Origin of the sequence: Sporosarcina sp. HYO08, assembly GCF_001563475.1 — a bacterium.
Taxonomy (GTDB): domain Bacteria; phylum Bacillota; class Bacilli; order Bacillales_A; family Planococcaceae; genus Sporosarcina.
The window spans coordinates 1-24700 of record NZ_LPUT01000004.1 but is presented as its reverse complement, the minus strand read 5'-3'; the positions used below and the strand labels follow the sequence as shown (position 1 = coordinate 24700).

General features: G+C 42.6%; 24 protein-coding genes and 1 tRNA gene. 23 read left to right on the top strand and 2 right to left on the bottom strand.

Annotation, left to right across the window (positions count from 1 at the left end; translation table 11 throughout):
- Positions 1-76 precede the first annotated feature (76 nt).
- Entirely contained in the window at positions 77-613 is a 537-nt protein-coding gene (gene spoVT, locus AU377_RS03650) for a stage V sporulation protein T (RefSeq protein ID WP_067404451.1), read from the top strand.
- Positions 614-801: 188 nt separating this feature from the next.
- Here the strand turns inward: spoVT and AU377_RS03645 are convergent, their stop codons facing one another.
- Positions 802-1020, bottom strand: a complete 219-nt coding sequence (locus AU377_RS03645) for a Spo0E family sporulation regulatory protein-aspartic acid phosphatase (protein ID WP_368664420.1) — start codon at positions 1018-1020, stop codon at positions 802-804.
- A 205-nt stretch (positions 1021-1225) separates the two neighbouring features.
- On the opposite strand from AU377_RS03645, the gene AU377_RS03640 reads away from it, so the two are divergent.
- From AU377_RS03640 to AU377_RS03610, 7 genes are all read left to right on the top strand, one after another.
- On the top strand, positions 1226-2815 hold the full coding sequence (locus AU377_RS03640) for a polysaccharide biosynthesis protein (RefSeq protein ID WP_067404366.1): 1590 nt from the start codon (positions 1226-1228) through the stop codon (positions 2813-2815).
- Positions 2816-2820: 5 nt separating this feature from the next.
- Positions 2821-4278, top strand: coding sequence for a nucleoside triphosphate pyrophosphohydrolase (mazG, locus tag AU377_RS03635; protein WP_067404364.1), 1458 nt, complete (start codon positions 2821-2823; stop codon positions 4276-4278).
- Positions 4275-4559 (top strand): RNA-binding S4 domain-containing protein, encoded by a 285-nt coding sequence (locus AU377_RS03630; RefSeq protein ID WP_067404360.1) that lies wholly within the window; start codon positions 4275-4277, stop codon positions 4557-4559. The genes mazG and AU377_RS03630 overlap by 4 nt, the downstream gene beginning before the upstream one ends.
- A gap of 105 nt (positions 4560-4664) precedes the next feature.
- The gene (gene yabP, locus AU377_RS03625; protein ID WP_067404358.1) at positions 4665-4961 is read left to right on the top strand and encodes a sporulation protein YabP; all 297 of its coding nucleotides are present in this window, start codon (positions 4665-4667) and stop codon (positions 4959-4961) included.
- A complete protein-coding gene (gene yabQ, locus AU377_RS03620) occupies positions 4958-5431 on the top strand; it encodes a spore cortex biosynthesis protein YabQ (RefSeq protein ID WP_156450370.1) in 474 nt (157 codons plus the stop codon). The genes yabP and yabQ overlap by 4 nt, the downstream gene beginning before the upstream one ends.
- Positions 5432-5466: 35 nt before the next feature.
- Positions 5467-5883 carry a septum formation initiator family protein gene (locus tag AU377_RS03615; protein WP_067404352.1) on the top strand — a complete coding sequence of 139 codons (417 nt, stop codon included), beginning with the start codon at positions 5467-5469 and terminating at the stop codon, positions 5881-5883.
- Between the two features lie 133 nt (positions 5884-6016).
- A complete protein-coding gene (locus AU377_RS03610) occupies positions 6017-6442 on the top strand; it encodes a S1 domain-containing RNA-binding protein (RefSeq protein ID WP_067404348.1) in 426 nt (141 codons plus the stop codon).
- Positions 6443-6720: 278 nt separating this feature from the next.
- Here the strand turns inward: AU377_RS03610 and AU377_RS03605 are convergent.
- A tRNA-Met gene (locus AU377_RS03605) sits at positions 6721-6794 on the bottom strand.
- Positions 6795-7001: 207 nt separating this feature from the next.
- Between AU377_RS03605 and AU377_RS03600 the strand changes: the two genes are divergently transcribed.
- The 15 genes from AU377_RS03600 to lysS all read left to right on the top strand — a co-directional run bounded on the left by AU377_RS03600 (position 7002) and on the right by lysS (position 24202).
- On the top strand, positions 7002-9422 hold the full coding sequence (locus tag AU377_RS03600; protein ID WP_067404345.1) for a SpoIIE family protein phosphatase: 2421 nt from the start codon (positions 7002-7004) through the stop codon (positions 9420-9422).
- Positions 9423-9450: 28 nt separating this feature from the next.
- Positions 9451-10860, top strand: coding sequence for a tRNA lysidine(34) synthetase TilS (tilS, locus tag AU377_RS03595; RefSeq protein ID WP_172794017.1), 1410 nt, complete (start codon positions 9451-9453; stop codon positions 10858-10860).
- A 43-nt stretch (positions 10861-10903) separates the two neighbouring features.
- Positions 10904-11446: a hypoxanthine phosphoribosyltransferase gene (hpt, locus tag AU377_RS03590; RefSeq protein WP_067404340.1), complete on the top strand. Its 543-nt coding sequence runs from the start codon at positions 10904-10906 to the stop codon at positions 11444-11446.
- 118 nt (positions 11447-11564) lie between these two features.
- On the top strand, positions 11565-13544 hold the full coding sequence (ftsH, locus tag AU377_RS03585; RefSeq protein ID WP_067404337.1) for an ATP-dependent zinc metalloprotease FtsH: 1980 nt from the start codon (positions 11565-11567) through the stop codon (positions 13542-13544).
- Positions 13545-13642: 98 nt separating this feature from the next.
- On the top strand, positions 13643-14407 hold the full coding sequence (locus tag AU377_RS03580) for a type III pantothenate kinase (RefSeq protein ID WP_172794016.1): 765 nt from the start codon (positions 13643-13645) through the stop codon (positions 14405-14407).
- A gap of 13 nt (positions 14408-14420) precedes the next feature.
- Positions 14421-15308, top strand: coding sequence for an Hsp33 family molecular chaperone HslO (gene hslO / locus AU377_RS03575; protein WP_067404331.1), 888 nt, complete (start codon positions 14421-14423; stop codon positions 15306-15308).
- Positions 15286-16215 (top strand): peptidyl-prolyl cis-trans isomerase, encoded by a 930-nt coding sequence (locus AU377_RS03570; protein ID WP_067404328.1) that lies wholly within the window; start codon positions 15286-15288, stop codon positions 16213-16215. Before hslO ends, AU377_RS03570 begins: the two co-directional genes overlap by 23 nt.
- A 199-nt stretch (positions 16216-16414) precedes the next feature.
- Positions 16415-17338: a cysteine synthase A gene (gene cysK, locus AU377_RS03565; protein ID WP_067404324.1), complete on the top strand. Its 924-nt coding sequence runs from the start codon at positions 16415-16417 to the stop codon at positions 17336-17338.
- Positions 17339-17454: 116 nt separating this feature from the next.
- The gene (locus AU377_RS03560; RefSeq protein WP_368664419.1) at positions 17455-18873 is read left to right on the top strand and encodes an anthranilate synthase component I family protein; all 1419 of its coding nucleotides are present in this window, start codon (positions 17455-17457) and stop codon (positions 18871-18873) included.
- Between the two features lie 22 nt (positions 18874-18895).
- Complete coding sequence (pabC, locus tag AU377_RS03555) at positions 18896-19738, top strand: aminodeoxychorismate lyase (RefSeq protein WP_253724372.1); 843 nt, start codon at positions 18896-18898, stop codon at positions 19736-19738.
- Positions 19739-20590 (top strand): dihydropteroate synthase, encoded by an 852-nt coding sequence (gene folP / locus AU377_RS03550; RefSeq protein ID WP_067404318.1) that lies wholly within the window; start codon positions 19739-19741, stop codon positions 20588-20590.
- Between the two features lie 11 nt (positions 20591-20601).
- Positions 20602-20970 carry a dihydroneopterin aldolase gene (gene folB, locus AU377_RS03545; RefSeq protein WP_067404315.1) on the top strand — a complete coding sequence of 123 codons (369 nt, stop codon included), beginning with the start codon at positions 20602-20604 and terminating at the stop codon, positions 20968-20970.
- On the top strand, positions 20967-21488 hold the full coding sequence (gene folK / locus AU377_RS03540; protein WP_067404312.1) for a 2-amino-4-hydroxy-6-hydroxymethyldihydropteridine diphosphokinase: 522 nt from the start codon (positions 20967-20969) through the stop codon (positions 21486-21488). Before folB ends, folK begins: the two co-directional genes overlap by 4 nt.
- Positions 21489-21539: 51 nt before the next feature.
- Complete coding sequence (dusB, locus tag AU377_RS03535; protein ID WP_067404310.1) at positions 21540-22568, top strand: tRNA dihydrouridine synthase DusB; 1029 nt, start codon at positions 21540-21542, stop codon at positions 22566-22568.
- A 134-nt stretch (positions 22569-22702) separates the two neighbouring features.
- Positions 22703-24202 carry a lysine--tRNA ligase gene (gene lysS / locus AU377_RS03530; protein WP_172794015.1) on the top strand — a complete coding sequence of 500 codons (1500 nt, stop codon included), beginning with the start codon at positions 22703-22705 and terminating at the stop codon, positions 24200-24202.
- Positions 24203-24700 lie beyond the last annotated feature (498 nt).

The window sequence follows — 24700 nt, the reverse complement described above, 5'->3', positions numbered from 1 at the left end:
AAAATGTCCAAATATGATGCATACTAAAACAAAATTGAAATCGATTTTTAATTTTGTGGAAAGTGAGGCATCATGCATGAAAGCAACGGGAATCGTCCGCAGAATCGACGATTTGGGAAGAGTGGTTATTCCGAAGGAAATTAGAAGAACGCTTCGTATTCGAGAAGGAGATCCACTTGAAATATTTACCGATCGTGAAGGAGAGGTTATTTTAAAGAAATACTCTCCGATCTCTGAACTGGGACATTTTGCAACCGAATATGCAGAAACGTTATATGAAACACTAGGTACACCAACGCTTATTAGCGATCGTGATGAAATGATTGCTGTTTCTGGTCTTTCTAAAAAGGACTATTTAAATCGACAATTATCATCTGACGCCGAGGAAATGATGGCTGGACGAAAAATTGTGATAGAAAAACTTGAAAAATCAATTGAGTGGGTTCCGGGACAAGTCGAACAAGTCAAATCTTTTTGTATGGCTCCGATTATTCTTGGAGGCGACACGATTGGTGCTGTGTATTTATTGTCAAAAGTCCATTTCATGGGTGAAACGGAACAGAAGGCAGCAGAAACAGCTGCACATTTCTTAGCCAAACAAATGGAACAGTGAAAAGGTAGTAACATTATCCTCTTTAAGAAGAACCTTTACTTGTTAATACAAGTCAAAAGCCCGCAATCATTGTGATTGCGGGCTATTATTTGGAGTGAAGGTAATTTTACTTAGTATTGAACACTATTCCACTCTTAAAGTATGGAAGAAAGGAGGAATAGAAAACCTTTTATTTAATTAACATTGTTTTAAAAATTAGAGACCGATTGACCATGAAATTTGTATACTTGGTCAAGTGCCTTGATCTTATCGTATTGATTTAGCAAATGATCCAACTCTTGGCTACAGGCTATTACTTGTGGATGTGTAAATCCAAGGCGGTCAGCCATCACATACATTTTATTTCGTTTCATTTTGATTTGTGCCAACAAGATGCGTGTTTTTGAAATAATTCTCATACGCTTCATAGTCCTCCCTCCAATAGTCTAGCTGTATATCTTTCCTACCCTTTATTTATCAAATATAAACTTAAAGTCATATATAATTTACTAAGAGTGGCCCAATTGCTAGGAAAATGTCGTCTTTAGGTAATCATGCTATAATTGCCCTAGTCGCTGCGCTTCGGCACAGCGAAAGCCAAAGTGTTTTTGTTGGAAAGAGGGGACCCCCTGTATGACACAACAGTGGAATATGAAGACGTTCATGAAAGGCGCTTCAATTTTAACGATATCGGCAATTGTTGTGAAGATTCTTAGTGCCGTTTATCGGGTTCCTTTTCAAAATCTCGTCGGGGACAAAGGGTTTTATATTTATCAGCAAGTTTATCCGATTATCGGTATTTTTGTCGTTTGGACTTCTTATGGATTTTCAGCGGCTGTTTCAAAGGTAATGGCAAGTAGCAGTAATCGTGATGAGGCGAATGCTAAAATGGCCATTGCTTTTTATGTCCTTACATTCGTATCATTAGCTGTTTTTATTTTTTTATTGGTCTTTGCACAGTTTTTGGCAAATGCTATGGGGGATCCGGAACTTGCTCCTTTGATCAGAGTGTGTGCGGCCATTATCCTCATGATGCCAGCACTTGGCACATTAAAAGGTGTATTTCAATCTGAAGGAAGAATGGTCCCGGTAGCCGTATCAAATGTTGGTGAGCAAGCGTTTCGGGTTATTGTGATTTTATGTGGAACTTGGTTGGCAGTTCGGTCTAGTGCATCTCTTTATAAAACAGGGGAAGTTGCGATTTGGGGAACAGTTGTCGGACAAGCGGCAGGTGTCATCATTCTCGTTCTTTATTTTAGAAACAGGTTCAAAGGGGAACAGGGAAAAGTTAATCGTTGGGCAGTCGTCAAAGATTTGGCTGTCATTAGTGTAAGTGTAAGTGCCAGCGCTTTAATTTTGCTTTTGTTTCAGCTAATTGACTCATTCACAGTATATAAGCTTCTTCTAGCATCTGGTTATAGTTCAAATGATGCAATGGTATTAAAGGGCATATATGACCGGGGGCAACCACTCGTTCAAATGGGTATTCTCGTCGCATCTACCCTAGCATTAGCCATTGTACCTCTTATTTCACACCAGGCTTCGAAAAAGCAAGGACGCGGGGCAGAACCATACATACGGTTAACGTTTCGCACCGCTCTTTTATTTGGCTGGGCTGCGACGATTGGGCTCATGCTTATTTTACCAGCGGCGAATGAAATGCTGTTTGAAACGAAAGATGGCTCAGAAGCTTTGATGATTTTCGTTATGCAAATTTTTTGGTGTTCTTTATTGCTCCCTTTGACGGCAATTTTACAAGGAGCTGGGAAAGTAAAAGTTCCTATCCTGTTATTTTTAGCAGGAATGAGCTGTAAGGTCATCGCAAATTATTTGTTGGTCCCCCATTTTTCGATAACAGGAGCTGCGATTGCAGGAAATTTTGGGTTTGTTGTCATCGCTCTTGGGATTATTTTCTACTTTAAAAAAATTTGGGCGCTTCAACTGGCTTCGCGTCACTTTTACAGAAGTGTGCTCGTGGCAACTGCACTAATGTCTGTTGTTGTTCTGTCATGGCAGTTGTTGGCAGACGGATTTATATTCGATAATTTCCCTAGTCGAGTTGGGGCTATGTTGATAGCTATGACATCAATTGCTATTGGGGCAATTACTTTTTTATTTATGACAATGAAACTTCGTGTATTAGCTGAAAGGGAATGGTATTTACTTCCATTCGGCAAAAGGCTGGCAATTGTTCAGTTAAAACTTCACAAGAAGAAAAGGTGACTAATGTGCATGTAATTACAATTATTGGTCTAGGGGCCGGCAGCTTAGACCAGTTGTCGATTGGGGTTTATCGAAAATTAAAAGACGCTCCTAAAATCGTCGCAAGGACGGATCAGCATCCAGTCGTGGCAGAGTTGCGGGCTGAAGGAATTGAAATGTCCGGTTTCGATTATATTTACGAAAAACACGATGCTTTTCAAGATGTTTACGCAGAAATTGTGGATGAACTCGTAAAAATGAGTCAAAAGAAGCCGATCACTTATGTGGTGCCGGGGCATCCGCTCGTGGCAGAAATGACCGTTCAAAAATTGATTGAAAAAGAGCGGGAAGGAGCGGTTAAACTCGACATCGTCGGGGGGAACAGTTTCTTGGATCCTATATTTAATGCGTTGCGGATCGATCCGATTGAAGGGTTCCAGCTGCTTGACGGAACAGATTTAAAACGAGATGAATTGCAAATGACGGAGCATATTCTTATTGGGCAAGTGTACGATGCCTTCATCGCCTCTGATGTAAAGTTAACATTGATGGAAAAATATGCGTATGATTATCCGGTAACGGTTGTGACCGCGGCTGGATCGGCAGATGAAAAGCTGACAACGGTACCGTTATTTGAGTTGGATCGGGCAACTGAAGTAAATAATTTGACGACTGTGTACGTTCCACCGACGGTCGACAGAGAACAGCGATTCAAAGATTGGTCAACGTTTAGGGAGATCATCGCAATATTACGTTCCGATGAAGGATGCCCTTGGGATCGCGAACAAACACATGAATCATTGAAGCGGTATTTAATTGAAGAAGCACATGAATTACTTGAAGCGATCGACGACGAGGATGATGAAGGAATCATTGAAGAACTAGGAGATGTGTTGCTACAAGTATTCCTGCATGCTCAAATAGGCGAAGACAATGGTTATTTCACAATGGAAGATGTATTGGAATCGGTTAGTGATAAAATGGTTCGTCGCCATCCCCATGTTTTTGGTGATCAAAGTGTTGAAAATGCAAATGAAGTGCTACAAAATTGGCAAGCGATTAAGCAATCGGAAAAACAACAACTAGCATCACTTTTAAAGGGACAAGAACGACACACCTCATCTTTGCTTACATCGTTTAATTTTCAAAAAGAGGCGGCAAAAGTCGGATTTGACTGGCCGTCAATTGAAGGTGCATTTGAAAAGTTGCAAGAAGAATGGAAAGAGTTTCAAGAAGAAGTGGAAAGTGGATCAAAGGAAGCCCAGCTCAATGAATTGGGAGATGTTTTGTTTACAATTGTTAATGTTGCGCGCTTTTTGAAACTGTCGCCGGAGGAAGCCATGATTCATGCAAATCAGAAATTCAAACGTCGCTTCGGATTTGTGGAGAGAAGTGTAAAAGAGGGACGCGGTTCATTCCAAGATTATACGCTTGACGAACTCGAAGCATTTTGGCAGCAAGCGAAAGGAAGGGAAAGAGAATGAGACTCGATAAATTTTTAAAAGTATCCCGTCTGATCAAAAGACGCACACTTGCCAAGCAAGTTGCGGATCAAGGCCGGATACAGATCAATGGAAAAATAGCAAAAGCATCTTCGGTCATTAAAGAGGGTGATGAGTTGATAATCCGCTTCGGCCAAAAGATCGTTACGGCAAAAATTGAACTGTTGAAAGATTCGACGAAGAAAGAAGATGCTGCGTCGATGTATACGATTATAAAAGAAGAGAAACTTGAAAAAGTCGAACCGGAGTTTATTGATGATTAATAGATGACCACACTCGCTTTTACGTAACATGGCAGGGCTCCCCTGTCATGTTTTTTATTTGACTGGCATAAGATGTTTTGAACGTACAAGCAAAGGAGGAAGCATATGCAATTTCAAACGGACAGTCCTACGTATACAATTCCATCAGGTGATCATGTAGTCACAATGCGAAATCGAAAGAGAATGGATCTTACGTCGGTAAAATCAATCGATCGGTTCGACCAAGAAGAGTTTATGGTTCGAACTTCTCAAGGATTATTGCAAATACGAGGAGAGGAACTGCGCATCGTTCATCTAGATGTCGATAAAGGGCTTCTCACATTGGAAGGGGAGGTTAATGCCCTCCATTACGATGAAGAAGATTCGGGTTCCCGCAATTTCCTCCATAAATTATTTGGATGAGCCTCTCTGTCCAGTTTCTGAGTCTACTCGCAATGATTGGGACAGGCGTTGTAGCCGGAGCAATGATGGATATGATTGGAACCGGAATTGCTTATTCGGGTAAAAAGTCAATTATTCGAAGATATGCGATTTCAATTGAAACCATTGGATGGGTTGTTGTTGGATGCGCCACGTTCTATGTCCTCTATCTCGTTCGGGACGGGGCATGGCGCATGTACGATCCGTTTGCACAAATATGTGGCATGCTGCTATACATTAATCTTTTTTATCGCCCGTTTCGTTTTATCGGAAGGACAATAAATCTAATTTTAATCAAACCTTTACTTTGGATTCTATTCAGCATTTTTGCTGTTATTCGACAAATGATCCGCATCGTATTGAAAATTTTGTACTTCCTCCTTAGACCATTCATCAAACTATTCGGTAGTAAGATCAAAAATACTTTTAAGAAGAAGAAAAATGATCTATAATATAGTTTGATAGTTTGGGAGAGGATGTGCTAGGCATGGAAAAGAAGCAACAAAGAAAATCGGTATCCGTTGCATCGATTGAAACCGACTATGTCCGCTCTATGCAAAAGAAAGAAAATTGGAGGCAAACACAAAAGAAACGCCTTCGCAAAAAACTCATTATTTACACAGTCATCCTGATCATAACTTTTGGTGGTCTCATACAGACGTATATCTCACAAAAAAAAGACATCGCCGCCAAAGAGGCACAAAAAATTGAAATGCTTGCTGAACTAGAGCAAGTGCAAGAACAGCAAAAGCAGTTAAAAAGACAGCTAATTAAATTAGACGATGATGATTATATTGCCAAACTCGCGCGGAAGGAATATTTTTTGTCAAATCAACACGAGATTATTTTTTCAATTCCGGAATTTAAGAAGGAAAAGGACAAAAAAAGCGACGGAAAAGAGTAGTCATATTGACACTCTTTTTTTGTTGGCTATAATTAGAATAAGAATCTTGTGTTTACAGGACTCGTGAAAACAGTTGCAAGGTTTCCCAATTAGTAGGAAACCCGCTTAAATATTAAGGAGGAGCATTTTTTTTATGTCAATTGAAGTAGGCAGCAAGTTACAGGGGAAAGTTACGGGGATCACAAATTTTGGGGCATTTGTTGAGCTACCCAATGGTTCGACGGGCTTGGTGCATATTAGCGAAGTCGCAGACAACTATGTAAAGGACATCAACGATCATTTAAAAGTGGGCGACATGGTAGAAGTAAAAGTGATGAACGTCGGAACAGACGGCAAAATTGGATTATCGATCCGTAAAGCAAAGCCTGAGTCAGAACGTCCGCAGCGCCCACAACGTCCACAGCGTTCACGTGTAGGCGGTCGCTCGAATCAGAACGATCGACCAGAAAATTTTGAACAAAAGATGGCAAAGTTTATGAAAGACAGCGAAGAGCGTCTCTCTACGTTGAAAAGAGCAACAGAATCGAAGCGCGGCGGACGTGGCGCTAGAAGAGGGTAACTTGCTAAACTGTTTCAATGCTAGAAAAAATGTACGATTATAGAGAAACGGCGATCTTTTTCGGTCGCCGTTTTGTCATAGCATTATCGTATCTATTCGCTAAAAAAACCTGATGGTCGGCAAAAATGCCAATCATCAGGTTTTTTTGTTTGTTACGTCTAGCTCTGGGTGCCAGAAGCTCGGGTCATAAGTCAAAGCCGCTATGTGGCAAAAAGCGCCACGTCGTGTCTTCGTCTTATGCCTATCGCTTTTGAGCAGGCTTCCTGCACTTTTGGTTATGGCGGCGGAGGGAGTCGAACCCCCGACCTTACGGGTATGAACCGGACGCTCTAGCCAGCTGAGCTACGCCGCCTCGTTTAATTTGTCCCACAAAAATGTGCGCTCAGAACAACAAAGTTTATATTACATGCAAATGTGAACGGTGTCAACCTGTTGAAGGAAAAAAGAAATAAGTTCGGAAATAGTCGAAATATTTTGTTCACTCCTTACCACGAACAGACAAAATCTTTTGAATGACCTATGTATACTCAATAGAAAGCGGACATAGGGGGAATGTGAAATGAAACTGATCGGAAACGTAGAACGTCCATCAGCTCGCCAAACGTTACGACTCTATATCGACATGATCAATAAGAAGAGAATGAACATTTTACTTGCAGTTCTCTTTTTATTAGGTTCTTTTTTCTTGTCCCAATCTGTTCTATTTGACGCGGCGGTGCCATTTTTTCTACCTGTTTGGGCTTTAGCGCATATGCGCTTTCGAAAGCATCGGATTTGGGTATTTGTAGGTGGAATGGCAGGCAGTGCCTTGCTTGGGTTTGGACAAGCAATCATTCATCTTCTGCAATTTGTTTTGTTTAATATGGTAATGAAACATCCACTGTTTCGAAAGTCCGTTCCTTTAACAGTTGCGGGATGTATGATCGTGGTACAAGTATTGTGGCAATTTATAATGTATGCTGGGCAACCTCCTATGAACGTTCAATTTTACATTGGTTTTGAAGCAGTGCTTGCTTTGTTTATGACATTCTTTCTTTTTCTTGCATTTCCGTCGACAGAAAAGCTTTTCTTTGGTCAATGGACACCCGAACGACTAGGCGCTGCCTGTATCGTCGGTGTGATGGTGACAACGGGAATGGGCGGCATTATGCTAGGCTATTTATCTGTTTCAGGTGCACTGATCCATTTAACGATTTTACTTGCAGCCTTAGCTGGCGGGCTGCCATTTGCTACTACTGTTGCCATGATTATTGCGGTGATAACGGGCGTAGCTGAACTTTCTTTCACAGGAATGATGGCCGTTTATGGAATGACTGGCTTTTTTGCAGGTGCACTACGCCGCTTTGGAAAGCTTGGAATAGCTGTTGGGGGAATTTCAGTCTCCTGTTTTTTCTTGTTATACGATTTAACACTCCCAATGGATCTGGGGCATTTTGTCACGATTGGTACTGCGACATTTCTTTTTCTTCTCATTCCAGCAAAGAAAATGGAGCCTATTCGGCAAGTTTTTTTCCCGGAGAGGTCTGAGGTTACAGAGCACCGTCAAAAATGGCTTGCTGAACGCCTAGACGAACAATTAGCTGATTTTCAGCAGTTTGCAGAATTTATGTCTACCTTAGTGAATGATCGATTTTCAACACAAAAGGAAGAAGCGGCCGCAATGACACGGGAAATTCCATCTATTTGTGAATCTTGCTACCGTTTTTCAAAATGCTGGGAAAGTGATGATAAAGATATGTCGCGGCTTTTATTTGAGTGGGAAAATAATTATTCTACAACAAGGAAAGCAACCCGCCATCGTGTAGAGCAAAGAATAAAATACAAATGCATTCGCTTTAAGGGGATGATTGAAGAGTTGGAAGAACATGTAGCCGGCCGTATTTTAAAAGGCCAGCTGCAACATGGACGGAAAATGCTCGCTTTACAGTTAAGAGACATGAGTACACATCTTGACAAAATTATGAATGAGGTGAAGGAAGATTTATCGGTATATCGGCCGGCAGAGGAGGAAATTACAAAACGATTTGAGGAAAAAAATATCGAGTACTTCCAAATTGATATTTTGTCTGGAGAGCGAGGTGCGCGTAGGATCGTTTGCTGCCTGCCTGAAAAGCGTTCGGATTTTGAAACGGACACAACGATGGCGGAGCGAATGATCTTGCCAATTTTTGAAGAAATGTACAATGAACCTTTCCAAGTAGCCAAATCGAAAAGAAAAGAGGACCCATTCTCACATATTCAGCTAACTTTTGAATCGGCTGTTCGCTTTTCATTTGACTATGGAATTGTCTCTACTTCTGGAAACGGTACTTTTGCGACAGGCGATGCCTATGAAGTCTTTTCTTTGCATGACGGATTGAAAGCGGTTTTATTATCCGATGGAATGGGACAAGATTTAAATGCATACCACGAAAGCAGAAAAGTGATTCGGCTTATGCGTGAATGCCTGGATCGAAAGATGGATCCGGAAACTGCCATGCATACACTGAACTATATGATGTCTTTAAACGGCTTAGATGATATGTATGCTACGGTTGATCTTGCACTGGTTGACTTGCAGGATGGTCGGCTGTGGTCTTGGAAAGCGGGCTCAATGAGTACGTATATTAAAAGGGGGCAAGAATTTTTAAGAATGGATAGCAAGTCCGTACCAGTTGGCTTTTTACCGTCATTTTCAATTGAGGCAAAAAATGAGGAGTTAAAATCCGGTGATATCATTGTCATGTTGACAGATGGTATGTTTAACGGGGACTTGATGTTAGAAAAACAGGAAAGTGCATTGTTTAACGTACTGGACAAGTATGCGGATAGTAATTGTGAAGAAATTGCAGAACGTGCGATGTCAGAAATGGAGCGCAGGTTCCATGCAAATGTCGATGATCGAACAGTCCTTGTGATGAAAGTCGATCATGTATTACCTGAATGGTCTAGTTTTTCTCCACGTTCGCAAGATATTTCCCGGGAAAAGATGATAGGATAGATGGAAAATGGGAAAAGGGGATTTGGCAATGAGACATTTTACAGCGACGATTGACCAGTTTATCGATAAATGGGCATTACTCAAACGGGGAGATCGTCTGCTCATTGCTTGTTCGGGTGGTGTTGACTCTGTTGCGTTGCTGCATTTTTTGGCCAGTCACCAAAAAGACCGAAGTATTGAAGTGGCTGCTGTTCACGTTGACCATATGTTAAGGGGGGAGGAATCAGCCTTAGACGGGATACTTGTGCAGGCGTTATGTGAACAATTGAAAATACCGTTTTTTGCAGGGCGTATACCCGTTCCTGAATTGATCGAACAGCGCGGCGGTAATGTACAGGCAGTGTGCCGAGCTGAAAGATACACATATTTTTCCGAAGTAATGAAAAAAAATAACTTTACAACGCTAGTAACAGGCCATCATGCGGAAGACCAGCTAGAAACGGTACTCATGCAAGTGACAAAAGGGCGGATGCCAATTGGGATGCCGATAAAACGAATGGTTGACGGTGGTCTACTCATCCGCCCATTTCTACCTTGTAAAAAAGCAGATCTATATGCGTATGCAGAAACACATCAATTACAGTACCGAGAAGACCCAAGCAATCAAAGTGATGTGTATATGCGCAATCGTTTTCGTCATCACATACTACCGGTTATTTTAACCGAAAATGATGCGGCAGCAGAAAAATTGGTTGAAAATGCAGGGCGTCTGCAAGAAGATCTTGAGTTGTTGGAAAGGTTTGCAAAAGAGCAATTTGAACGAATTGTGCAATTTACGAATGAGGGCTTCCCAACCCTTTATAATAATGAGATTGCATCTATGCACCCTGCTTTACAAAGGCGGCTGATTACACTACTATTAAATTATCTTTATACAGATCAAAATGAACCAATTGAAACGACTGCTGCCCTAATTGAACAACTTCTTCATCATCTATCCAACCAACAAGGAAATGTATCCATCGATTTGCCGCAAGGTTACAAATTAATCCGAGAATACGATAAGTTAACGTTCACAAAGTCATCAGAAAAACCGCTATATGAACAACAGGGAATTCCAAAAGGTGTTCCCATCCGGTGGGGGGAAATGTGGCTTTTCTGGACAGAGGTAGATGATCCTAATGGAATGGAATGGTTAGAAGGGGCGGATGAAAGTATGTATTTCAATATGCCGGACAACGCGCTGCCTTTAACTGTCAGACATAGAAAAAATGGAGACCGTATACTGCTCTCTGGTATGTCACAGTCCAAACGCTTGTCACGTTTGTTCATTGATGAAAAGATCGGCGCGATTGAGCGTGATCATTTGCCGGTGATCTTAACTGCGGAAGGGGAAGTTTGCGCAGTACCGAGTGTACGGTATGGTATGTCATTTTCTCGCAACCGAACTAAGAGGGAAAAGTACATATTTATAGTGAAAAAGATGGGAATTAGTTAGTTGCATTGAATACTAAAACAACTAGAAAAGAGGAGGGCTTTCAATGTTAGCAAAGGATATTGAAGAGGTACTAATTACGGAAGAGCAGTTACAGGAGAAAGTACATGCGCTCGGCGAAATTTTAACAAAAGAATATCAAGAGAAGTTTCCGCTGGCGATCGGCGTATTAAAAGGTGCAATGCCTTTTATGAGCGATTTGTTAAAACGTCTAGACGCATACGTCGAGCTCGATTTTATGGATGTTTCAAGCTATGGAAACGCAACAGTTTCATCCGGAGAGGTTAAAATCGTCAAGGACTTAAATACAAGTGTTGAAGGACGCGACGTTCTCATTGTCGAGGACATCATTGACAGTGGGAAAACATTAAGTTACCTTGTGGAACTTTTGAAATACCGTAAAGCAAACTCAGTTAAAATTGTCACACTTCTCGATAAGCCGACAGGACGAAAAGTGGATTTAGAAGCAGATTACGTTGGTTTCATTGTCCCGGACGCATTTGTCGTCGGATACGGACTTGATTACGCAGAAAAGTATAGAAATCTGCCTTATATTGGTGTGTTGAAAAAGGAAATCTACTCTTTTTGAAGGCTTTCCGGATAAGTACTGGAAGGCTTTTTCCAATAAGGCTTTTTCTTTGTAGGTTCGGTCCTACATATGATAAGATTTACAATAGTTTTCTGTTTAACGAGTGAGGAGGCTTGGGATGAACCGTATATTTCGATATTTTCTATTATATGGACTGATTTTCCTAGCAATAATGGGGATTTTTAGTTCACTCAACAATACAAATCCGAAGATGGAACCAATTCGGTATGACGAATTTATCACTGCACTAGAAGGCGGTAAAGTTAAAAATGCAACTTTCCAACCCGTGAATCTCGTATTTGAAGTAAGAGGGACAATGGAAGGTGCGGAAAAAGGCGAGACGTTTATAACAAATGTTCCGATGAACGATGAGACGTTGATGAATGACATCCGTTCCATTGCGAAGACAACAAATACGGAGATCGATATTTTGCCAGCACCTGAAACAAGTGCGTGGGTATCATTCTTCACGGGACTCGTTCCTTTTATCATTATTTTCATCCTGTTTTTCTTCCTACTAAACCAAGCACAAGGCGGCGGTGGCGGCCGTGTGATGAACTTCGGTAAAAGTAAGGCGAAACTTCATACAGACGATAAAAAGAAAGTCCGCTTTAATGATGTCGCGGGAGCGGATGAGGAAAAAGCAGAGCTTGTAGAAGTTGTTGATTTCCTGAAAGATTCACGTAAGTTTGCAGAAGTAGGTGCGCGTATTCCGAAAGGGATTTTGCTAGTCGGTCCTCCAGGTACGGGGAAAACTTTATTAGCACGTGCGGTTGCTGGAGAAGCGGGTGTTCCTTTCTTCTCAATTTCTGGTTCTGACTTCGTTGAAATGTTTGTTGGAGTGGGGGCATCGCGTGTTCGAGACTTATTCGAAAATGCGAAGAAGAACGCACCTTGTATTATCTTCATTGATGAGATCGACGCAGTTGGTCGTCAGCGTGGAGCGGGACTTGGCGGCGGACATGACGAGCGTGAGCAAACGTTGAACCAACTTCTCGTTGAAATGGATGGTTTCGGTGAAAATGAGGGAATCATTATTGTAGCTGCAACAAACCGTCCGGATATTCTTGACCCGGCACTTCTGCGTCCGGGACGTTTTGACCGTCAAATTACAGTAGGTCGTCCGGATGTCAAAGGAAGAGAAGCTGTTCTAAAAGTGCATGCGCGTAATAAGCCGCTTGACGAATCCGTTAACCTAAAGGCATTGGCACAGCGTACGCCTGGATTCTCAGGGGCAGACCTTGAAAACTTGTTAAACGAAGCGGCACTCGTTGCGGCAAGACGCAGCAAGGCGAAGATTGACATGGCGGATATCGATGAAGCGACAGACCGTGTCATTGCAGGTCCTGCTAAAACGAGCCGTGTCATTTCGGACAAAGAACGTAATATCGTTGCCAACCACGAAGCTGGTCACGTTGTTGTAGGTTTAATGTTGGACGATGCGGAAATTGTTCACAAGGTAACGATTGTACCGCGTGGGCAAGCAGGTGGTTACGCAGTAATGTTACCAAAAGAAGACCGCTACTTTATGACGAAGCCAGAGCTTCTTGATAAAATTGCCGGGCTGCTTGGTGGCCGCGTTGCGGAAGAAATCGTTCTTGGTGAAGTTTCCACTGGGGCACATAACGACTTCCAACGTGCGACAGGCATTGCGCGTTCGATGGTAACTGAGTATGGAATGAGTGAAAAGCTTGGTCCAATGCAATTCGGTCAGTCGCAAGGGCAAGTTTTTCTAGGGCGCGATTTTAACTCGGAGCAAAACTACTCCGAATCAATTGCTTACGAGATTGATTTAGAAATTCAGCGCATTATTAAAGAGCAGTATGAACGTACGAAAAAAATTCTTACAGAAAAACGTGATTTACTTGATCTGATCGCTTCGACTTTATTGAAAGTAGAAACGCTTGATGCAGAACAAATTAATCACTTAAAAGACCATGGTAAGTTGCCAGATCGTCCATATGAGCGAAATGGAAAAGAAGAATCGGATATTCCTGATACAACGGGAGCTCCAGCAGATCCTTCGGTTGCAGATTTACCAAAGGAAACGAAAACAGATACACCGCCAAAATCGCTCGATGAACATCGTAACGAGTAAAAGATTAACAGCTGACTGTAAATTTAAACAGTCAGCTGTTTTCTATTAGGCAGTCTATGGTATGATGTTTCTAAAATTAGCTTAGTGAGGTAACGATTATGCTTTTAGTGTTAGATACAGGAAATACAAATATTGTTCTTGGTATCTATGACGAGGGACAATTAAAATATCACTGGCGTATGGAAACGTATAGACAAAAGACGGAAGATGAATATGCGATGCAAGTGAAAGCATTTTTCACACATGTAGGCATTGCGTTTGAAGATATTACTGGCATTATTATTTCATCCGTTGTTCCGACTGTTATTTTTCCGTTAGAACAAATGTGTGCAAAATATTTTCAACAGAAGCCGCTAATTGTCGGCCCAGGCCTTAAAACAGGTTTAAACATAAAATACGAAAATCCACGTGAAGTAGGGGCGGATCGAATTGTGAATGCGGTCGCTGCAATTCATGAATATGGGAATCCGCTCATTATCGTCGATTTTGGAACTGCGACAACATATTGTTATGTCAACGAAAAGGCAGAATACATGGGCGGCGCCATTGCGCCGGGGATTGGGATTTCAATGGAAGCGTTATTCGATCGGGCCTCTAAATTGCCGCGTGTTGAATTAACACGCCCTGAACATATTGTTGGGAAAAATACAGTGTCCGCTATGCAAGCTGGAATTGTTTACGGATATGTTGGGCAAGTTGAAGGAATCGTATCTCGCATGAAAGCACAAAGTAAGAAAGAACCGACTGTCATTGCAACAGGGGGTCTTGCGAGGTTAATTGCAAATGAAACGAATGCCATTGATGTTGTTGATCAATTCCTAACACTGAAAGGCCTGCATTTAATTTACGAACGAAATATGTAAAAGGAGAATTTCAATGAGTGATTATTTAGTAAAAGCATTAGCATACGAAGGGACGATTCGCGTTTATGCGGTTCGTTCTACGGATACAGTATCAGAGGTGCAGCGCAGACACGGTATGTGGCCGACTGCAACAGCTGCATTAGGACGTGCCATGACGGCTGCGGTTATGATGGGGGCAATGGTCAAGGGTGATGACAAATTGACCGTGAAAGTTGAAGGCGGCGGTCCGATTGGGTCGATGGTTATCGATGCCAATGCTCACGGGGAAGTGCGTGGATATGCTTCGAATCCTCACGTTCATTTCGATTTAAATGAGCACGGGAAATTAGACGTGAGAAGAGCGGTTGGAACGGATGGGATGTTAACGATCGTAAAAGACCTTGGATTGAAAGAATTTTTCACAGGGCAAGTACCCATTGTTTCTGGAGAAATTGCGGAGGACTTTACGGAGTATTTTACGGTTTCTGAACAGGTGCCGTCCGCTGTCGGGTTAGGTGTTTTAGTAAACCCAGATAATACAGTTAAAGCTGCGGGCGGTTTCATTCTTCAAGTAATGCCAGGCGCAACAGAAGAAACGATTACCAAATTGGAAAAGCAAATTGCTAACATTGAACCGATTTCCAAGATGATCGAGAGAGGGTTAACGCCGGAACAAATTATTCAAGAAGTACTAGGTGATGATCAAGTTGAAATACTTGGAGAAATGGACGTTGCGTTTACATGTAATTGTTCAAAAGAACGATTCGGCAATGCGATTATCGGTCTAGGTGAGGAAGAGGTTCGGGATATGATTCAGACAGATGGTAAAGCTGAGGCACATTGTCATTTCTGTCTAGAAACGTATGTGTATCCAAAGGAAGAATTGGAAGGTTTTATCGATGAAATACGGTCGCGCTCCTAAAGCCGAGGCCCAAGAACCTCCGAAGCGCAGGTTAAAAACAAAGCCGCTTCTTATACTCATTGCAATTCTTCTTGTGACAAACCTTCTTTGGTTCATAGGCTGGTTGATTCCTGACCCGCCAAAGATTGCTGCAACTAATGAAGAAGTTGCTTCCGTCGCGGGTGTTCCGATTACACGAGAAGAATGGATGTCCGCGATGGAAAAAGAAGTAGGGCGGGAAGTCCTTTTAGATCTTGTGAACGATAAGGTGATGGAAGCTGCCGCGAAGCAGTATGGTATAGACGTTTCCGACAAGGAAATAGACTTGGAGCTTGCGCTCATCCGATCGATGGACGGACAATCTTATTCTGGAATCGACGCCGAAAAAATGCGCCAGAACATTCGTGCCAACCTTATCCTTGAAAAAGTATTAACAAAAGATGTCGTCATTAAAGATAAGGCCGTTAAAGACTATTATAAAGAAAATGCTTCTTTGTATAATACGTTGACGGCCTATCGAATTTCTATGATCATCGTACCGACAAAAAAAGAGGCTGAACAAGCGATGGAAGAATTGGCAAAAGGCTCGAGCTTTGATGCCTTGGCGAAAGAGCGTTCTGTCGATTTTGCATCAGCTAGCTTAGGCGGCGATATCGGTTATGTAAATGAAGCGACCAAATTTGTAGATTCGGCAATTTTCCAAGCCGCTGCTAATACTAAAAAAGGGGATCATACCGATGCCGTCAAGCTATCTAATGGTACTTATGCGATTGTGCAAGTGAATGATATGATCGAAGGACAATCTTTTACTTATCAAGAAGTGAAAGACCATGTCAGAAGAGAAATTGCGTTGGAACAACTTTCGCAATCGGTCACACCAGAAGCTTTTTGGCAGGAATTTAATGCAACATGGTTTTATGGGAAATAACGTATTGGATACTATTTGGGGTGCCAGACACAGACACAATTCGCGTCCTTTTGCGAATTGGGGCTATGCCTGGCACCCCTTTTTAGACATAATTACGCTATGGTATAATTGGTTCTTTTGCTTGACAGTTGGCACAAAACGGATGTATGATCAATACAATAAAACATATTAAATTAGTAGGGATTGGGAGTGGGTATAGATGACGGTAGTTGGAAATTCTATTGCGGATCTAGTAGGAAGAACACCCCTTGTAAAATTGAACAGATTGACGGGAGAAAACGACGCAGAAGTGTATGCGAAACTGGAATATTTTAACCCGGGCTCGAGTGTGAAAGATCGGATTGCCTTGGCGATGATTGAAGCGGCTGAAAAGTCCGGAGATCTAAAAGAAGGCAGTACAATTATTGAGCCGACGAGCGGCAATACGGGTATTGGCCTTGCAATGATTGCGGCGGCAAAAGGCTATCAAGCCGTTTTAGTTATGCCTGATACGATGAGTTCTGAACGTCGTAACCTGCTGCGTGCTTATGGTGCTGAATTGATCTTGACGCCGGGTGCAGAAGGCATGAAAGGTGCGATCGGCAAAGCTGAAAAACTAGCTGAACAAAATGGTTGGTTTATGCCTCAACAGTTTAACAATGAATCGAACCCTGAAATTCACCGTTTGACGACAGGGCCTGAAATTGCAGACGCGCTAGATCGCGTAGATGCATTTATTTCTGGAATTGGAACAGGTGGAACGATTACGGGCGCGGGGCAAGTATTAAAAGAACGCTTCCCTGCTGTACAGATCGTGGCGGTTGAGCCGACAGATTCACCAGTCCTTTCCGGCGGCAGCCCTGGCCCCCATAAAATTCAAGGAATCGGCGCTGGTTTTGTTCCCGAAGTATTGGACACGGCTATTTACGATGAAATTATTCGAGTATCGAATGATGAAGCGTATGAAACAGCGAGACGTGTGGCGCGGGAGGAAGGAATTTTAGGCGGCGTATCGTCTGGTGCGGCATTATTTGCAGCATTGCAAGTAGCGAAGGAACTTGGAAAAGGTAAAAAAGTTGTCGCAATTCTTCCGTCTAACGGCGAACGTTACTTAAGTACGCCACTTTATCAATTCGACGAATAATCATTTACGTAAAAGAAGGGATTTTGATAATCCCTTCTTTTTTTGCGTTTAATTCTAGCGTTCGAACGCTTTTTCGCGGTAAGATGAATGCATGAATGATTATCGGGAGGACATTGATGATGCAAGGAAAACAGCCAGTCTATACGGCAATGAACATGACAAAAGAACAATTTTTTTATGGATACAAACAATTGGCAGTAGGAAGCGAACAACACGTATTACTTGAAAGTGGGCGTGGCGGCAACTTATGCATTGCGGGCATCGATCCTCTTGTGACGCTAGAAAATGTAAAAGAAAATGTATTGCGTTTCACATGGCGTGATGGCAAAGAAGAAGTGCAAGAAGGAGATCCCCTTGAGCTATTAACAAATTTTGCGCAGTCATTTGGGATTGCAACCAATCCAGCATTGCCTGATTTTCAAGGCGGTCTTGTTGGATTTATAAGCTATGATTATATGCGTCAATATGAGCAATTGAACAGTCTCGCGAAAGATGATCTGCATACACCTGATTTGTTCTTTTATGTATTTGACCGATGGGCCGTACATGACATTGAAAATGAACAAACGTATTTTATGACACTTCCAGAGCGAGAACTTGATCCAAATGCTTTTGCGTCGGAGTGGATGGCGGCGGCTGCCGAAGGATTGCAAAATAGACGTTTTTCTCCTGGGGATGCAGTGGATGTTCTTGTAGACGCGGAAGATTTGCAAGTATCCGTTACAAAAGAGCAATTTGTTCAAATGGTCCAAGATGTCCAAAACTATATAGAAAATGAAGAAGTGCAACAAGTAAACTTGACCATTCGGCAATCCAAAAAGCTTCATGCAGATCCGCTGGATATGTACGAAGCGCTTCGCTCTTTTAATCCATCACCTTATATGGCATCAATCGGTGCGAAAGAATTCACGGTCGTGTCGGGTTCGCCCGAATTATTATTGAAGAAGCGTGGAAGCGAATTAAGCACAAGGCCAATCGGCGGAACGCGGCCTAGGGGTAAAAATGAAGTGGAAGACGCGGCTTTTGCATCGGATTTATTGTCGGACGAGAAAGAAACAGCGGAGCACAAGATGCTTGTCGATATTGAAGTAGAGGATTTTAAGCGTGTTTGCATGTCTGAAACAGTCGAGACGGATGAATTTATGGTGATTGAAAAGTATTCACACGTCATGCATCTTGTGTCGAATGTGCGGGGAACAGCCGCTCCAGGCTTTTCTAATGCAGCGATATTGAAAGGTGTTTTTCCCGGTGGCTCTATAACAGGTGCTCCGAAACTACGCACGATGGAAATTATTGAAGAGTTGGAGCCGACGAGACGCGGATTATATACAGGATCCATCGGTTGGCTTGGCTTTAATGGGGACATGGAATGGAATATCGTCATCCGCACCGCTTTTATCAACCAAGGAATTGCGCATATTCAGGCTGGGGCCGGCCTTGTAGCGGATTCGATCCCAGAAGCGGAATACATCGAATCGTTAAATAAAGGAAAAGCCCTATGGCAAGCAAAAGCGATGGCAGAAAGCAGAAAGTGAGTCGATTTTCATGTGGTGTTGGATGAATGGCGAGTATCTAAAAGCAGAGCATTTAACAATATCTCCATTCGATCACGGTTTTTTGTATGGTATTGGTTTTTTTGAAACTTTTCGGACGTACGATGGGCATGTTTTATTGTTGGATAAACATTTGGAGCGTCTGAAATTCGCTTTATCGGAATTCAATATTTCATTGCCTTATGAGGCGGATGACTTCTTTCAAGCTATTCGTACGCTGAATGAGCGCGCGGGCGGTACGGATGGCTATTTCCGACTTAATGTATCGGGTGGCGTTCATGACATCGGATTAGCACCGACCGTCTACGCAGAACCGAATGTGATTTTATTTCGAAAAGAATTGGGGCCAACTGTTCGGGGCGCGGAAAAGAAAGCGGTTTGGCTAAAGACATTTCGCAATCGTCCAGAAAGTGCAGTGCGCCATAAATCGCATAACTTTTTAAATAATGTACGAGGCCGTTTGGAGTTGCCTTCTTTGAAAGAATGGGAAGGGCTCTTCCTAACAGCTGAAGGTCATGTCGCGGAAGGTGTAACATCGAATGTTTTTTGGTTGAAAGATGACGTGCTTTATACACCGACGATTGGAACGGGGATTTTACCGGGAACGACGCGTACGCTCGTTTTGACGCTCGCCAAAGAGATGGGTATCGAGTGTCAAGAAGGTTATTTTACAAAAGAAGCTGTAGAACATGCCGATGAGTTGTTTGTGACGAATGCGATTCAAGAACTGGTGCCGATGAAATCGATCGAGGATATTTCATTGCCAGGGGCTGCGGGTGTTTATTATCAAAAGCTACATCGGCTGTATGTAGAAAAGATTCATGAGTTAAAGGATGGTGGCCAGTAAATGGAGCTGACTAATGCTCGAGAGAAGTATCAGTTTGGTCGGACTGAACTGGATTTTACAAAAGAAACGATCATTATGGGTATTTTAAATGTGACACCGGATTCATTTTCTGATGGTGGGAAATACAATGCGATCGATGGAGCGCTCAAACATGCCGAAACAATGTTGCGGGATGGCGCAAAAATTATCGACGTCGGCGGCGAGTCGACTCGACCAGGCCATGTCCAAATCTCGGATGAAGAGGAAATCGACCGCACAGCGCCAGTTATTGAAGCGTTGGTGAAAGAACTAGGGTGTGTAATTTCCATCGATACATATAAATCGAAAGTTGCTGAAGCAGCTGTAAAGGCGGGTGCCCATATTATCAACGATATTTGGGGAGCTAAATATGACCCGGCCATTGCTAACGTAGCAGCGGCACATGATGTGCCAATTATCCTCATGCATAACCGAGAGCAAGCAGTATATGAGGGCATCTTCATGGATGAAGTTGTATCTGACTTAGAGGGAAGTATTGCAATTGCTAGGACGGCGGGTGTTCTAACAGAAAATATTTGGCTTGACCCTGGCATCGGATTTGCAAGAAATACAGCACAAAATCTTTTAACGATGCAAGGCTTGCGCCGAATTTCTGATATGGGCTATCCAGTTCTGCTTGGCACATCGCGCAAGTCTTTTATCGGCAATGTGTTAGATCTGCCGGTAGAAGAGAGGATGGAAGGAACGGGTGCGACAGTTTGTTATGGTATTGAACATGGCTGTCATATGATGCGTGTCCATGATGTAAAGGCGATTGCTCGAATGGCAAGAATGATGGATGTGCTCACAGGAAAGTCTGGGCTTGGGCAATAGGAGGATCGAAATTGGATTATATTCATGTGAATGATATGGCGTTTTATGGGTACCATGGTGTGCTACCCGAAGAAACAAAGCTTGGGCAACGTTTTCGTGTGACTGTATCCCTTGCGGTGGATTTATCTGAAGCGGGAAAAACCGATGATTTGCAGTTTACGGTAAATTATGCGGAAGTTTATCAAATCTGCCAATCGATTGTAGAAGGAGAGCCGGTAAAGCTTATTGAAACACTGGCAGAATCTATTGCGCAAAGGATTCTCCAGGCGTTTGAGGACAAAGTGATTGGCGTTCGAGTCGTGCTCATCAAGCCAGATCCACCGATTCCAGGTCATTACGCATCTGTTTCAGTAGACATCACGAGGGGGTGTTTTGTGTGAATGTCGCATTTCTATCGATCGGTTCAAATATCGGTGATCGACTGGATCATTTAACGGAGGCGGTAAGAGCCCTTCATCAAAACGAAAAAACAACTGTCACTGTGATTTCTTCTATTTATGAAACAGCCCCTGTTGGCTATACAGACCAAGCAGACTTTTTAAACTTGGTTGTTAAGATCGAAACGGAACTGGATCCATTTGCTTTACTGGAACTGTGTCAGCAGATTGAGCAGGAACTCGGGCGTGAGCGAATTATTCGATGGGGTCCGCGAACAGTAGATCTTGACATTTTGCTCTATAATAACGACAATATTGAAGCGGAAAATTTAACGATCCCGCATCCTAGAATGTATGAGCGGGCTTTTGTTCTCGTGCCGCTTATTGACGTTGCGTCTGATTTTATCCACCCAAAAACAGGGCGGCAGTTGTTGGATGAAGTTGCCGATCAAGCGGATGGCAGCGTCAGACTTTGGAAAACAATCGAAGGGGTGCAGGCATTTCTTCGAAAGGAGAAATAAATGCCTCCGTCTATATACATGAAAGAAATATTGAGAAAGGAGGAAATTTGGATGAACGATAGAAAAGAAAAACCGTTTAAAATTGGTAATATTACAATGGATAATCGCGTAGTGCTTGCGCCGATGGCTGGTATCAGTAACTCTGCTTTCCGTCTTACGGTGAAGGAATTCGGTGCTGGTCTCATCTACGCAGAAATGATTAGCGACAAAGGTATCGTCTTTAAAAATGATAGAACGATGAGTATGCTTTATATTGATGAACGCGAGAATCCGCTTTCTCTTCAAATTTTTGGAGGAGAAAAAGAAACGCTTGTAGAAGCTGCTCGTTATGTCGATCAGCATACGACAGCTGACATTATTGATATTAATATGGGCTGTCCGGTGAATAAAATCATCAAATGCGAGGCGGGTGCCAAATGGCTGCTCGATCCGAACAAAATTTACGAAATGGTTTCCGCGGTCGTTGACAATGTTAAAAAACCAGTAAGTATTAAAATGCGCATCGGCTGGGACGATGATCATATTTTCGCAGTAGAAAATGCACGGGCAATTGAACGTGCGGGCGGCGCAGCGGTAGCCGTTCATGGACGCACGCGTTTACAAATGTATGAAGGCAAAGCGAATTGGGATATCATTCGACAGGTAAAGGAAAGTGTTTCCATACCAGTCATTGGTAACGGAGATGTCGCGACGCCGCAAGACGCCAAAAATATGCTTGAGCAAACGGGTGTTGACGGCGTAATGATCGGACGTGCTGCACTAGGAGATCCGTGGATGATTTACCGCACCGTTCAGTATTTGGAAACTGGTGAATTGATGGATGAGCCAAATGTGCGTGAAAAGATTGATGTTTGCTTGCTGCATTTCCACCGATTAATGGCGCTGAAAGGCGAGAACGTTGCAGTTCGTGAAATGCGAAAGCATGCCGCTTGGTATATGAAAGGCGTGCGCGGGAATGCCGAGGTCCGTAATGCCATTAACTCAATGGAAACGGCAGATGAACTCACGGCACTTCTTAACGGCTTCGCCGATGAAATGATGAAACATGAAAAAGTTGCTATGGACGTAAATGCTGGTTGATACAATGACAGGGGCTGCCATACAAGATGGCGGCTTTTTCTTTGTACATAATGATTAAAACGTGTTTCAACTATACAAATTGTGTACAATAGGTGCATGTGATACATTGTAGACTTCTACATAAACAACGAGGAGTGAAAGAATTGTCCCATTTGGATGAATTAAATGATCAGCTGCTGGTAAGACGCCAGAAGATGGAAGATATACGGGAGGGTGGATTAGATCCATTCGGTTCAAGATTTGAACGAACACACTTATCGAATGAAATTCGTGAACAATACGAAAGTCTTTCTAAAGAGGAATTAGAGGAAACATCGCACGAGGTGAAAATCGCGGGGCGTATTATGACGAAGCGCGGCAAGGGAAAAGCGGGATTTGCACATCTTCAAGACCTTGGTGGACAAATCCAAATTTATGTTCGGCAAGATGCAATTGGTGAAGAAGCATACGATCTATTCACGCACGCCGACCTTGGAGATATTATTGGCATTTCCGGAACAGTGTTTAAAACGAAGGTCGGGGAACTATCCATTAAAGCAACGGAGTTTACATTCTTAACAAAAGCGCTTCGTCCTTTACCTGAAAAATTCCACGGATTGAAAGATATTGAACAACGATATCGTCAACGTTACTTAGACTTGATCACAACGGAAGGAAGTAAAGAAACGTTTATCCTGCGCAGCCGAATCATCCAGTCCATGCGCCGTTACTTAGATGGCCAAGGATTCCTGGAAGTAGAAACACCAATGCTTCATGCAATTGCTGGTGGTGCATCTGCTCGTCCTTTCATTACCCACCATAATGCACTAGACATGACGCTGTATATGCGAATTGCGATCGAACTTCACTTAAAACGCCTCATTGTTGGGGGATTAGAGAAAGTGTATGAAATCGGGCGTGTATTTAGGAACGAAGGGATTTCAACACGTCACAATCCTGAATTTACAATGATCGAACTGTATCAAGCATACGCAGACTATAGAGATATTATGGCATTGACGGAAAATCTCGTTGCTCATATCGCACAGGACGTACTTGGAACGACACAAGTACAATACGGTGACGACGTCATCGATTTAGCTCCGGGTTGGAAACGACTTCATATGGTCGATGCGATTAAGGAATATACAGGTGTGGACTTCTGGAGTGAAATGACAAAAGAAGAGGCACATGCTTTGGCGAAAGAGCATGGTGTTGAAGTAACAGCTATGATGGAAGTCGGACATGTCTTAAATGAATTCTTCGAACAGAAGGTAGAAGAGCAACTTGTGCAACCAACGTTCATCTACGGCCATCCAGTTGAAATTTCACCGCTTGCGAAAAAGAATCCGGAGGACGAGCGATTCACGGATCGATTTGAATTGTTCATTGTACGTCGTGAGCATGCAAATGCATTCACAGAGTTAAACGATCCAATTGACCAGCGTCAGCGATTCGAAGCGCAGCTTGTTGAAAAGGAACAAGGAAATGATGAAGCGCATGAAATGGATGATGACTTCATTGAGGCGTTGGAATATGGATTGCCGCCAACAGGTGGACTAGGAATTGGTGTGGATCGTCTTGTAATGCTATTAACGAATGCACAATCGATTCGAGACGTATTACTGTTCCCGCAAATGCGTTCAAAAGAATAAAGACATAGAACCGTTAAATGAAGCATTTCAGCTCATTTAACGGTTCTTTTTTTGCAGTATAATTAATTTGAAATAAATGTTGCAATTGAAATGTGGAGGTGATATAGTAATAAACGTTGCGCTTGAGATATGCAGCGAACGAGAAAAAAGACCTTGAAAAAAGTTGTTGACACGGATTAACGAAAAGTGTTAAGATGAAGAGGTCGCTTCAAGAGTGTAAAAAACTTCTTGAAAAAATAGCTTCAAAAAGTTGTTGACAAGATAAGCGTTAAGATGATATGATATAAAAGTTGTCGCGAATAACACGATGGCGATATGAACCTTGAAAACTGAACAGCAAAACGTTAACAAATACGTTTGCGGATCCGACCCCGTCGGTGAAGTAAACAAAACAAGAATCTTCGGATTCAAAGTCAGCAAGAATTGAGCAAATCAATTTCTTCTATTATGGAGAGTTTGATCCTGGCTCAGGACGAACGCTGGCGGCGTGCCTAATAC

Excerpts from the sequence above, each read along its gene's own strand:
- spoVT (WP_067404451.1), top strand. The coding sequence starts at position 77 with ATGAAAGCAACGGGAATCGTCCGCAGAATCGACGATTTGGGAAGAGTG.
- AU377_RS03645 (WP_368664420.1), bottom strand. The coding sequence starts at position 1,020 with ATGAAGCGTATGAGAATTATTTCAAAAACACGCATCTTGTTGGCACAA.
- AU377_RS03640 (WP_067404366.1), top strand. The coding sequence starts at position 1,226 with ATGACACAACAGTGGAATATGAAGACGTTCATGAAAGGCGCTTCAATT.
- AU377_RS03630 (WP_067404360.1), top strand. The coding sequence starts at position 4,275 with ATGAGACTCGATAAATTTTTAAAAGTATCCCGTCTGATCAAAAGACGC.
- yabP (WP_067404358.1), top strand. The coding sequence starts at position 4,665 with ATGCAATTTCAAACGGACAGTCCTACGTATACAATTCCATCAGGTGAT.
- yabQ (WP_156450370.1), top strand. The coding sequence starts at position 4,958 with ATGAGCCTCTCTGTCCAGTTTCTGAGTCTACTCGCAATGATTGGGACA.
- AU377_RS03615 (WP_067404352.1), top strand. The coding sequence starts at position 5,467 with ATGGAAAAGAAGCAACAAAGAAAATCGGTATCCGTTGCATCGATTGAA.
- AU377_RS03610 (WP_067404348.1), top strand. The coding sequence starts at position 6,017 with ATGTCAATTGAAGTAGGCAGCAAGTTACAGGGGAAAGTTACGGGGATC.
- AU377_RS03600 (WP_067404345.1), top strand. The coding sequence starts at position 7,002 with ATGAAACTGATCGGAAACGTAGAACGTCCATCAGCTCGCCAAACGTTA.
- tilS (WP_172794017.1), top strand. The coding sequence starts at position 9,451 with ATGAGACATTTTACAGCGACGATTGACCAGTTTATCGATAAATGGGCA.
- hpt (WP_067404340.1), top strand. The coding sequence starts at position 10,904 with ATGTTAGCAAAGGATATTGAAGAGGTACTAATTACGGAAGAGCAGTTA.
- ftsH (WP_067404337.1), top strand. The coding sequence starts at position 11,565 with ATGAACCGTATATTTCGATATTTTCTATTATATGGACTGATTTTCCTA.
- AU377_RS03580 (WP_172794016.1), top strand. The coding sequence starts at position 13,643 with ATGCTTTTAGTGTTAGATACAGGAAATACAAATATTGTTCTTGGTATC.
- hslO (WP_067404331.1), top strand. The coding sequence starts at position 14,421 with ATGAGTGATTATTTAGTAAAAGCATTAGCATACGAAGGGACGATTCGC.
- AU377_RS03570 (WP_067404328.1), top strand. The coding sequence starts at position 15,286 with ATGAAATACGGTCGCGCTCCTAAAGCCGAGGCCCAAGAACCTCCGAAG.
- cysK (WP_067404324.1), top strand. The coding sequence starts at position 16,415 with ATGACGGTAGTTGGAAATTCTATTGCGGATCTAGTAGGAAGAACACCC.
- AU377_RS03560 (WP_368664419.1), top strand. The coding sequence starts at position 17,455 with ATGATGCAAGGAAAACAGCCAGTCTATACGGCAATGAACATGACAAAA.
- pabC (WP_253724372.1), top strand. The coding sequence starts at position 18,896 with ATGAATGGCGAGTATCTAAAAGCAGAGCATTTAACAATATCTCCATTC.
- folP (WP_067404318.1), top strand. The coding sequence starts at position 19,739 with ATGGAGCTGACTAATGCTCGAGAGAAGTATCAGTTTGGTCGGACTGAA.
- dusB (WP_067404310.1), top strand. The coding sequence starts at position 21,540 with ATGAACGATAGAAAAGAAAAACCGTTTAAAATTGGTAATATTACAATG.